General features: G+C 53.7%; 7 protein-coding genes. 1 reads left to right on the top strand and 6 read right to left on the bottom strand.

Annotated features, from left to right (window positions below; translation table 11 throughout):
• Positions 1-153: 153 nt before the first annotated feature.
• On the top strand, positions 154-1140 hold the full coding sequence (locus GK091_RS24945) for a glycoside hydrolase family 43 protein (RefSeq protein ID WP_246202402.1): 987 nt from the start codon (positions 154-156) through the stop codon (positions 1138-1140).
• An 84-nt stretch (positions 1141-1224) separates the two neighbouring features.
• Here the strand turns inward: GK091_RS24945 and GK091_RS24940 are convergent, their stop codons facing one another.
• From GK091_RS24940 to GK091_RS24915, 6 genes are all read right to left on the bottom strand, one after another.
• On the bottom strand, positions 1225-2472 hold the full coding sequence (locus GK091_RS24940) for an exo-beta-N-acetylmuramidase NamZ family protein (RefSeq protein ID WP_164043366.1): 1248 nt from the start codon (positions 2470-2472) through the stop codon (positions 1225-1227).
• A gap of 122 nt (positions 2473-2594) precedes the next feature.
• Entirely contained in the window at positions 2595-3488 is an 894-nt protein-coding gene (locus GK091_RS24935) for an FHA domain-containing protein (RefSeq protein WP_164043363.1), read from the bottom strand.
• A gap of 34 nt (positions 3489-3522) precedes the next feature.
• Positions 3523-7503: an FtsW/RodA/SpoVE family cell cycle protein gene (locus GK091_RS24930; protein ID WP_164043361.1), complete on the bottom strand. Its 3981-nt coding sequence runs from the start codon at positions 7501-7503 to the stop codon at positions 3523-3525.
• Positions 7504-7531: 28 nt separating this feature from the next.
• Positions 7532-8824 (bottom strand): serine/threonine-protein kinase, encoded by a 1293-nt coding sequence (locus tag GK091_RS24925; RefSeq protein WP_164043359.1) that lies wholly within the window; start codon positions 8822-8824, stop codon positions 7532-7534.
• A 7-nt stretch (positions 8825-8831) separates the two neighbouring features.
• Positions 8832-10394 (bottom strand): serine/threonine protein kinase, encoded by a 1563-nt coding sequence (locus GK091_RS24920; RefSeq protein WP_164043357.1) that lies wholly within the window; start codon positions 10392-10394, stop codon positions 8832-8834.
• Positions 10394-11848: a PP2C family protein-serine/threonine phosphatase gene (locus tag GK091_RS24915; protein ID WP_164043355.1), complete on the bottom strand. Its 1455-nt coding sequence runs from the start codon at positions 11846-11848 to the stop codon at positions 10394-10396. Before GK091_RS24915 ends, GK091_RS24920 begins: the two co-directional genes overlap by 1 nt.
• Positions 11849-11876: the final 28 nt, after the last annotated feature.

Here is an 11876-nt window from a genome sequence, read left to right as displayed (position 1 = left end):
ATGACTAACAGTAGCGATAGTGGTGACTACGCTTTAGACAATACGATAGCTGGCGTTTCGGTAGTATCGCGATAAAAAGTTAACGATGAGGTGATGACTAGTTGGACTGGCGTTTTCGCAAAAAGAGCACACTACTGGGTAATGGGTAAACAAATGCTGGCAACCGTAGCCTTACTGATGGCTACATTGAGCCAGGTTTTTTCGCAACATCAACCGCCGGTAGTACGACAGGATATTCCTCTGGATTCCATCCGCCTGAGCGATCCGTTCATCCTGGCGGATAAAAAAACAGCCACCTACTACATGACGGGGACCGGTGGTATGCTGTGGAAAAGCAAAGACCTGAAAAAGTGGACCGGTCCTTTTGTCATCGCTAAAACAGACCCAGCATCCTGGATGGGACCGAATCCGATGAGCTGGGCCGCCGAACTGCACCACTACAAAGACAAGTATTACTACTTTGCCACCTTCACCAACAGGGCGGTAAAAATCGATACGGTTGGTGAGAACGTTATCGAACGTCGTGCCAGTCATGTTTTAGTCAGTGATAATGCCGACGGTCCTTATGTGCCCATGAGCGATCCGACCTATTTGCCCGCCAGCAAACCCACGTTGGATGGTACATTTTGGGTAGACAAAGACGGGAAGCCGTACATGGTCTACTGCTATGAGTGGCTGCAAAATCAGAACGGAACCATCGAGAAAATAGAGCTGAAGCCCGATTTAAGTGGATCGATCGGCGACGGAAAATTGCTTTTCCGAGCCAGCGAGAGCCCGTGGAGTCGTGAAAACGTCAAGGGCTCGACGGGCCCAAATAAGGTGACGGATGGCCCCTTTTTATTCAATACTGGAACCGGTAGGCTGGGTATGCTGTGGACTAGCTGGATCTACGATGTGTATACGCAAGGGGTTGCTTATTCAAAAAGTGGTACGCTGGATGGCCCCTGGATACAGGAAAAAGAACCGATAACGCCACCAAATTATGGCCATGGTATGCTGTTTCAGACCCTGAACGGAAAGTGGCTGATGTCCGTGCATAGTCACAGAAGTGTTGATGGGCGCACCATGCGGTATCCTCAGTTGTTCGAAGTAGACTTTTCGGGCAGTAAGTTGGTTGTTGGCAAACCTTACAAACCGTAATCCCTAATTTGAGTCTATCAAACACCGAATTCATCGCTTGAGCCACTTTCTTCATAGATCGGGGAAGCTAGTTACTTACTGGTTCTAGGGATAGAGCAGGTACTTTTTTCGGGTAGTTTTGAACGCCGACAGACCCGGCTCCCAACTCCGGCGAATTTCGTCCTCTGACGTACCCGCAATGATCTGACGTCTGAGATTTTCGGTACCCACCAGCTTGTCGAAACTGCCCATCGCTTTACTTTGTGATGCATCAAAAAAGCGATCTTTATCGGGATACGCTTTATACAACTCCATGAGCCAGCCCAAATTGATCCGCCCTGTTTTTCGTAGCTTGCTGGTATCGTACTTCCGTAAATCCAAGCCGTAGCAATCGGTGTCCTGGTGAAGCGGGGACTCACTCATTCCTTTCAGACTGACAGGCCGAAATGAGAAAGCATATTTGCCTTTGAGCGCCGGGGCACCGAGCACCGTAAACGGCATATACGTACCCCGTCCCTGACTGATTATGGTGCCTTCAAACATACAGATACTGGGATAGAGCAAAATTGATTGCTGCGTATTGAGGTTCGGGGAAGGCATAACGGGCAGCTCATAAGGCAGATCGTGGCTATAATTCGCTACTTTGAGGATGTGAAGCTTACAGATTGCTTTATTGGGCAGCCAGCCTTCGCCATTGATGAGTTGCGCGAATTCGGCAATGGTCATGCCGTGGGTGATGGGAATGCGATGCATTCCGATACCCGAATGCAGGTGATCCTCCAAAATGGGTCCGTCAACGCAATACCCATTCGGATTGGGTCGATCCAGAATGACGAGTTCTTTGTTGTTTTCCGCACACGCTTCCATCACGTGATCCAGCGTATTGATGTACGTGTAAAACCGGGCTCCCACGTCCTGAATATCGTAAATGAGCAGATCAATGTCGGCCAGTTGTTCGCGCGATGGTTTTTTGTTCTTGCCATACAATGAGATGACGGGAATCCCGGTTTTAGCATCAACCTCATCGGACACTTTCGCGCCGTTGCTGGCATTGCCCCGAAAGCCGTGTTCAGGACCAAAAATCTTCACGATCTGAACCCCCCGATTTAACAAACTGTCTACGCTGGGTTTCGAGCCGATGATGGATGTCTGGTTGACCACCATGCCAATCCGCTTTCCTTTCAGGTAAGGCAGATACTGGTCTGTCTGGTCAGCAGCTGTCCGGATGGGAGTAGCTCGCTCTTTGGGTAAATCCGGCGACAGCGGAATCCAGTGAGTTGGTAGCAACAGGCAAAGGAGGCAGACCGTACTGATCAGTGGGGAAGCGAACAATAGGGAGAAACGACGATTCATCAGCGTATTGGGTTGGTTCGAGGTTCGATGGCAGTTGTTGGCAAAAGACCAACCTAGCGCTCAAAAATAGCTGAAAAGCAGACCGATCCACAAACTTCCAGGCGCATTCTTCACGCAAGCAATCACTTCATTATTTCAAACAACAGCGTGACCTCGCCACCTAGCTCAACCTGGTCACCATCTACCAATGGGTAGCCCATGCCCGAAATGTCGGCCCGTTCGATGCTGTTATCGGGGTGTAAAATTTTAGTTTTGTTGCCGCTGGCCGGTAAGCCGCCCTGGTCGACGAGGAGTGTATACCGCTGCTGTGCTTCGTCGTACCGAATGGTCGCATGAGACCGGCTAACGGCCCCATTTCCCACTCCTCGTTGCGGATCGAAACCAGCGTCATCATCGTTCAGGAACACAATATCGTTGGTGCGGACGCGCCCCGACGAGGTTTGCGTCGAATGACCTCGGCCAATGCAGAAGCTGGTCTTTTGAGCGGGATCAAGGACATAATCCGCTTGCTCCGTCTGTCCGACCAGGGCGATTAGTTTAGCCCGGATCGGTGCACCCGCCGGTTTCGTTTGATCGATAACGGTTAGGCCCAGATTGCCGTCCCGATAGGTACAGTCAGTGGGTAGCTCATCTGCCAGGAGGCTGTATGTAAACTGCCAGTTTCGGGGTAAGTTGATGTAGTTATCAGCTAATTGACGATTCAGCTCGTCCTGAAATTTCTTTGGTTGACTGGCCCACAGGGCTACCCGATAGACTTCCTCTTCTTCGGCACTGGCGAAAACCACTGACAGCTGAAGCGTCACCGGCGTTGTTAGGGGCTCGTTTTGGTAAGCACGTAACTTTCCAACGATAAACCGCAGGATCTGATCACGTCGCTGCGCGGCTGGCGGTGGCCCCGCTGGCAACGGTTTCGGTGCAATGATCGATGAGTCCGTCTGTTCGGGTGATTTGATTGGTGCGTTGGGCTGGGCAGATGTAAAGCCAAACAGATTTTTTACTTGTTCCAGAATAGTCATTGGCTGAATCGGTTAACAATTGGTTTTACCGGAATCAAAAGCTTCCTAGATAACCTCGTTGTTGTAAAATTGGCGCGACGACCGTGTTGGCGAGTTGAACGGCATCGGCGGATGAATCGCCTAATTCGATACGGATGCAGGTTACGGTATGTGATCGTCCGTTGGCCGTAGGAGCAAAAAAGACGAACCAACCATCGTTACGCCGGTTTCCCAGTACCATTCGTTCGGGCGTACCCGTCTTTCCCGCCACCCGGGCGATACTGATTTTATTCCGTCCGCCCGATGGATTCGACTGGTCAATCATAAACTCCTGTAACTGCTCCGCATAGTCAGCCCGGCGTATGATCGGCTGACCCGTAGAAATGGCCTGTGGTTTACCCGCCTGACTAACAACGTAGCGCGACGGTTGCATAATGCCTTTGTTGGCAATCGCACCGGCCATTCTGGCCATCGAGGCCGGTGTCGAGGTGAGTTGTCCCTGCCCCCAGGCCAGCCCCGAAAACTCGCTGCGGTAACGCCTGGGGTATTGCGTACTCTGGTATAGGTTCCGGCGCACAACGAAGGACGAATCGCGCCAGTGGCGTAGAATCTTAGTCCGTTCGTCGTCGGTGTTTGTGTTCGAAAAGGAGTAGCCGCCAATCAAATCGACATTCATTCCCGTCGACAGATACAGGTCAGCCAGTTCAGTATCCAGCTTGTTATCGTTAGCCATTCGGATAAAATAGACGTTGCTCGACCGGACGATGGCTTTTCGCATGTCAACCGATTCGTTACAGGGCTCCGATTCGCGGGCACCCCGCCGGATGATTTCCTCACAGAAAATGGGGTAACTGACCCCCGACGCCGATGAGCCCAGTTTATTGAACGCAGCGGTGGCGGTCAGGATTTTAGCCGTCGAGCCGGGAGCCGTTGGGTACGTCATGCCTAAATCCCGCTCGGTCACCAAATAGGGTAATTTTATCCGGTCCCGATCAGCCAGCAGCATCGGTTCGGGCGTTTTTAGGTTTGGCAACGGATACATTGCTGAGGCCAGCACGTCGCCCGAGCCCGCATCCAGCACAACTACCGACAGCCGATGATCCGTGTAGTCCGAGGTCGCCAGTGCCTTTTGCAGCGCCACCTGAAGGTCGGCATTGACACTCAGGTGCAGGTCGCGGTTCTGTGCCTTGCGCTTTGCTACCTCGTCACTATCTAAGCCCGCCCGCAGGGCCGGAGCCAGTTCACTGTAGTCGTAAACCGACAGTGTGCGCGTCAGTTCGACGGATGGGCTGAACCGGTCGGCTCGATAATCAGTGGTTACAAGATCCGTCTTACGGGGGCGACTGTTGAAACCACGCAGTTCGCTGAAATGGGTAGCCTCGGCGAAATACCCGTTGCTCTGTCCCCAGAACAGTTGCGTATTCAGGTCGCCCACCCAGAAGAACAGGTGTTCGCCAAAGGGGTAATACCGTTGTAGCCGCTTTTGGGTAAGTGTACGCACCTGCTCCGATTTCAGGCCACTTTCGCGCAGCCGGGACAACTGCTGATCGACTAACTTCGGTGAGCTGGTGGCCAGTATCAATCCGTTTCGATCATAAATAGTACCGGACGCTAACGCTCTCGTCAGCCGCTCAATCCGGGGATTATAGCTGTAAACGGGATCGCCGTTGCGCGTAACCACGCGGGTCGGACGAACGATGTAGTCGCTGCCTCGCCAGCCGATAATCGGCAGCAAACGGCCAACTAAAATCAGAACGCCGATCAGGAAACCCGAAATGCCCGCCATCAATACCACGTCGTAATGCGTTTCGAGGTATTGTCGTTGCGTGACCTGACCGGGCCGACTCGCTACGCTAAATACCGCTCCCATCGCAATGAGGTTGATGATCAGGGAGATTTTACCGTAGCTCAAAAACGGTACGCTGATCCCCGTAAGGGGTAAAAGGCCAATTGAGCCGCCCGCAATAAGGAGAAACTGAACGCCGGTTGCCAGCGCAATACCGGCTATCAGAAAAAAGCTGAATGGCTGACCAGCCCGTCGGGCGTGCAGAAAGATTCGATGCAGTAAAATGCCAAAGAGCAGAAACACGGAAATGACACCGATTCCACCCAGTTCTTCACCGATACTCGGCAAGATCATGTCGGTATGAGCGGCAGGCATAGCATTCGCGGCTCCTTTACCCAACCCCTGCCCAAACCAGCCACCGGAGGCCAGTGTCCAGAAGGCGTGAGCCAGATGATCACCGCCATACACGTCGTTATTCCAGGGACTAAGCCACATCGCCTTCCGGTCAGCCAGACGGCTCCCCACGAAGGGTAATTGATCGCCAAAGGCAAACAGGGTCATAACCAGTAAGAGCAAAATTGGGGCCTCCGTTAGTAAGGCCGCCCAGCCAAGCCGGGTCATTGATCGGGCCTGACCGCGCCAGATCATGTAGCCAATCACCGCGACGATGCTGACCAGAGCCGCCAGCCAACCAGGTAGCAACCACAGTGCCAACCCATAACCAACGCCAGCAGACAAGGTTAGCGGTAGATTGCCACGGGCGATACTATAAAACAACAGGAACGTAAAACAGACGACCAGTGCCGGACCCATATCACCAAGCAGCAGGTAGAGAAACATCAACGAACCCGCGCCAGCCAGTGCGCCGAAGCTCACGGCAAAACGCCACCGTAAGTCGGGTAGCTGCCGGATCTGTTGCTCATTGGCCGCAAAAAATCCGGCAAAGAACAGCAGCAGCAGGTATTTGGTGATTTCGCTGGGCTGAACGCTCAGGCCAAAGAGCGATAGATTTACCCGTACTCCGCTCCCCTCCGGTCCCGAACCAACGAGTAACGTTAGCGTAGCCAATCCGACGGCGAGCACCAACCACGTCCAGCCCGATAAGCGGACGGATGTTCGATCACGAAAGGCAAACAACCAGTCATAGCGCCAGTCAGCGTAGAATCGGCCTATGTTCAGCTGGGATATTACGGTCATTCCAACAAGCCCAATCACGATGCCCTGTACCGTTTGCCAGGCATACAGTGTGTCCTGCAACGGGTCCTGAATGGCCAGCAGCGTGAGTACGGATATACCCGTTAACAGCATCAACACGGGTAACAGCAACGGATCGGGCTGGAAACGCCGGAGTGACCAGAATCCCTGCACGGCCCAGAAAGCAAGTAAGAAGAGGGCGATAATCGACCAGAATTGCCAGGTGAACTTTGTTGTCGAACGCACCGTCAGTGCGTGGTCCGTTTTGAGCTGACCATATACCACCGACCCGATCAACCGAAGCTGGTGCGGCCGTGCGGTAAACGTAAAATCCTGATCGCTGGTCAGCCGGTTTGTGCCCCGCCGACTCCCAAACTCGAAGCCGGGTTTGAGGGGTACCACGCTGTAGGCAGCCCCATCTGTCAGACCAGCAAAACTAAAATGACCATCGGCGTCGGTTCGGGCGTAGATGAAGCGGTCGCGCAGGGTATCCGGCTGGGCTGTCGGCAGATGGCGTTTGAGCTGAACCAATACACCGTCCATTGGGTGATCATCCCGCGTGACCCTACCTGATATCGCTACCCGTCCACTCCCTGCCTGTACTGTGGCTGAATAAGCTTTCGGATTATTGAGTTCACGCCCGTACAGCACGGAATCGAAGCCCATTTGCTGACGAGACAACTGGAGCCGGTTTTGAAAATCGGAACCCCCTATCCGGCTTCGCCACCCCAGGGGGGCAACGACCGAAATTTGCCGTTTGTTGATCGCGCCTAAATTATCCAGAGCGCTGTTCTGAGCAAGTTTGGCCGATAGGGAATCGCCGACAAGAGCCGCATCACGCGGGTCGGTGTAGTAGTTGCCATTGGTTAGAAGCCGCTGAATCGAGGTTGACGTAAGGCCCGTTTCCAGCGTTAGTGCCTGCCCGGAAGTAATGGCTTCTTTAGTTCGATCTAGTGCTGGTATCAAATTGATATACAGCTTTATAAAGAGCAGCAGCAACAGAGCCGATGCACCCAGCAGATAAATGCGTCCGGATGGAACAGGGGCTGGTTTCATTCAATAAAAATGATGGGTTGATGATGGGCTACGGATTGGTTTTGGCCGAATCCGTGGGCGTGGTGGTTGAATCCGGAATGGTCGGTGTGGTGTTGGTGGTGGAGGGCTCGACGGGCTGTGCGGGAGCCGTATACAATTCCGATGAGTCGATGGGAGTTTCTTCGGGTGGATAGTCCGCTGCTGCGGCTGTATCGTCGGTCATGGTGTTTAGATCCGAAGAGTCCGTGACCGTAATCGTAGAGTCCGGCGTTGACAGCGATTGATTCGGTTTTCGTTGATTCGTGTAGAAGATGGCCAGCCCAATCAAAATACCTACGATCAACACGCCCAACCCGATCATCCACCCGTTCGAACGTTCCTCGGGTTCTTCGTCAGGCAGTGAGGAATACGCTTCCACAGGTGGCGTGATGGGGACCGGTGCCGCTACGGTGCGTGGCATCACAGGCGCGCGCCGATCACCGGACCGGCTGGCCTGAAGCTGCTCCACGTTGGCCTGGCCGAGCAACAGCACCAGCTCATTCACGTCGCTGAGCCGTTCGGCGGGGTCCTTAGCCAGCGTCCAGCTCAGAATTGTGTCCAGACTTGATGGGAGATACTCCCCCGCCGGAAGCAGAATCGGGGATGGTCTCGTTTGCAGCACCTGATTCATGAAGGCCGCGATTCCGGCGCTGTCGGCCAGTGAAAACGGCACGTTCCCCGACAGGCACTCGTACAGAACGATACCCAGCGAATAGTAATCCGTCGCTACATCGACTCCTTTGGGATTATCGAACTGCTCCGGCGACGCGTATTCGTAGGTCATCAACGACTGCCCCGTCATGGTCTGCGATTGTTCACGAATCCGGGCAACGCCAAAATCGGTCAACAGAAAATGTAGCTCACCGCTGGACAGCAACCTGAACAAAATGTTTTCGGGTTTGATGTCCCGATGAACAATGCCGCGCGGATGAATGGCTTTGAAGGCTTCCGCCATTTGCTGAGCCAGCCGGATGGTTGTCTGAATCGTCAAATGGCCCTGTTCGGTGAGCAGCGTTCGCAGGTTCCCCCCCTCGATCCACTCCATCACGATGAAGGGCATGGGCATATCAAGCTGCACGTCCCGCACCCGCACCACGTTCGGATGGCGGATGTCAGTCATCAACTGCGACTCGAGCCGAAACCGTCGTAACGTTTCGGCATCGGTATTGAGCGCGAAGTGTTTAATAGCCACTAAATCACCCGTTTCCAGATGACGAGCTTTCAGCACACGGGCGTTTGACCGACCCAGTTCGCCAATTATTTCGTACCCCGGAAAATGTGTGTTAAGGCTTACTGTTGGCATCGAAAAATTAGTTTAAAGGGGCGATCGGCTCATTGACAAGCACCGAATCCGGGTTTATCAACGCCGGCGACTCATACCCCATAATCTTGTATTTTATGCTGACGCCCCGGTCGCTGTTGGGCGCATTGCGCACGGACGACGAGCCGGGTCCTACGTTCCGGAAAATCACGTTTTCCGATTTGTATAATCCGCCATTGTCTTTGTAATACGTCACCCGCACTGTAACCGATGTGAACTGAACCTCGCTCGGATTGCTTAGGGTGAGCTGCACGTTTTTTATGCCGCCAAACAAGCCTACCCGAAAATCATTAGCCTCTAAACTGAGGGTTTTGGCCGCTGTCAGAGCTTCCTGCCGGAGCATTTTCCTCCGTTGTGCCTCTTCCAGTTCGTGTTGCGCCATCGTATCGGCTTGTGTAGCGGCCTTTAATGGCGTCTCAGCGACTTTCTTATTACTAATCGATAGCTGGGTGCCCAAAGTAGATTTCGAGCCTGTAACGGCAAAATAAAGGGCTACTCCGCCAAAGACGATGAGCAGGACCAACGCCATCAACTTCCAGGACACTGCCGGACCAGTCCGGGAGCTGCTCTGACTGGCTGGCACAATAACCGCTGGGGCTTCTCTGGGAAGTTCAGGAACACGCGCAGTCGGTTCGGTCGTCCGGGCCTTCTGGGTTCTGGATACCGGGACATTTTTGGCTACAGCATGGCTGGCGCGGTTGGCCTGAAGATAGTTCATCTCGGCTTGCTTGAGCAGCCACGTCAACTCGTCAGGGTCACTGATGCGTTCGCTTGCTTTCTTTTTCAGCAAGCCCTGTAGCAATTCCACAAATGGCCCCGCGGCCTGATCGCTGGGCGTAACCGTCAGGGCTGGTGGTGTCTCGTTCAGCACTTTATTCATAAACGTGACAATGCCCGAGTGATCATCCAGCGCGAACGGAACATTTCCATGCAGACATTCGTACAGAACGACGCCCATCGAATAGTAATCCGTAGCGACGCTTATGCCTTTCGGATCGTTGAACTGTTCCGGCGACGCGTATTCGTAGGTCATTAGCGATTGCCCCGTCAGCGTGTTCGACTGTTCGTGCAACCGGGCGACGCCAAAGTCGGTCAGCAAAAAATGCAGCTCACCACTGGGCAATGGACGGTAAAGAATGTTTTCGGGTTTAATGTCCCGGTGAATGATGCCCTGCGGATGAATGGCTTTGAGCGCGCTGGCCATTTGCAGGCCAAGCCGAATTGTTGTCGGTACATCCAACCGCTCCTGCTGCCGGATGAGCTGGTGCAGATTCCCGCCTTCGATCAGTTCCATGACGATGTACGGCAGTTCGGCCTCTAATTGCACTTCCCGAACTTTTACGATGTTGGGATGGGCAATGCTCGTCATGATGGCTGACTCGCGCTGAAACCGACGGAGCGTTTCATCATCCGTGTTCAGCGCAAAATGCTTGATGGCCACTAGGTCACCTGTTTCGAGGTGACGTGCTTTGAGAATGCGGGCGTTGCTTCGGCCTAACTCACTCAGAACTTCATAGCCGGGAAACCGGGTGTCAAATCGAATGGTAGCCATTAGCGACGGGTTGGTTGACTGGGTGCAGGCGGATTCTGAATAGAAACCGCAACAACTGAATTTCGAAACGTGTCTTGCCGGATGGCCGTCAGAATGGGTTGGCCGACGCGTTTGAAGTACACATTGGACAAGCGCAGCGTTGCGTCACTGGTCGTTTCAATGCCCGTTTTGAAATTATGAATCACGATGTTTTCCAGATTGGCCGAACCGTGTCGGCTTATGCGTACTGCGGGTTGAGTCTGTGCCGTATCGACGGGCATGAGCACCGTCAGTTTGCCATTTCCCAGAATGGTTTGCAGCGAATCGGACAAAACAAGCGGCTGGCTAAGCCGGATCGTATCGTCCGCTAAAAGCAACTGGTGGTCTTTGCTGCGATACGCGGTCTGTAACAGCGAGTCCAGCTGGGATGCTCCCGGTGCTGCTAGCCGCGTTGAGTCGGACTGATTGCCTGCTTTGTCCAGACTGTCGGTGGCTATATCGGCCTGTTCGAAGGGCGGGTACTGATACCAGACAACAGCCGCAATCACGCCCGCGAGGATAAAGCCCAGCGCGAACCACAACGCACCTAAATTACTTTTTCGGGCTTGTGGCTTATCACTGAAATCGCCGTAGGCAAGAGGTTCCGTTGAGGTAAGTGGTTGGTTTGTCGTGGGCGCAGGATCAAGTTTGGCGGATGCTGCCGGAACCGGACGATTGGTAGCTGATGTGTTATTTTTCGCCAGTACGACGGTGATGTTATCATTGCCGCCCTGCTCATTGGCCAGGTGAATCAGGTCTTCCAGTTGTTTTTCCAACGGTTGCTGCTGGTTCAGAATCGCCACAATCTGGGCCTGTGTGATCATATCCGTCAGACCATCGCTGCACAACAGCAACTGGTCACCAGGTAAAAAATCGGTTTCGCCCGATTCCAGAAAGTCCGGATCATCAACCCGATGCACCGTAGAGCCGACTTCCCGCAGGATCTCATTCCGGCGCGGGTGACTCATGGCTTCGGCTTCGGTCAGTTCGTTCGCATCTTCCCGAACTCCAACCAGCGAGTGGTCGTAGGTGAGTTTGTCAAGTGTACCCTGTCGGTAGCGATACAGCCGCGTGTCACCAACGTGAACAAAGTAAAGTTTGCCCAGCTCAACGTCAGCCACTGCCGTTGTCAGTACGCAGCACATCTGCCCCAGACGACGATCCTGCTGGCGTTGTTCGTTGATCTGGTTATTGGCAAATACCACCGCTTCGCGTAGCATCGAAAGTGGATCGCCGGTTGGGGTGACCATGTAGCGTTCAATCGATTCTTTGGCGATAGCGGCCGCCCGGTCGCCCCCGGCATAACCACCTACGCCATCGATCACAGCCAGCAACGCACTGCTCGCTGACCAGATCGTTGAACAGACAAACGTATCCTGGTTATCCTTTCGTCGTTGGCCGACGTCGGTCTGACCGGAAATTGATAAAGAAGTCATCGGTTCGATTTATGGGTCCGGTTTTGGG

It is taken from the genome of Spirosoma agri, from assembly GCF_010747415.1.
Taxonomy (GTDB): domain Bacteria; phylum Bacteroidota; class Bacteroidia; order Cytophagales; family Spirosomataceae; genus Spirosoma; species Spirosoma agri.
Note: the sequence above shows the minus strand (reverse complement) of the source record. Positions and strands in the feature narration are given on the sequence as shown.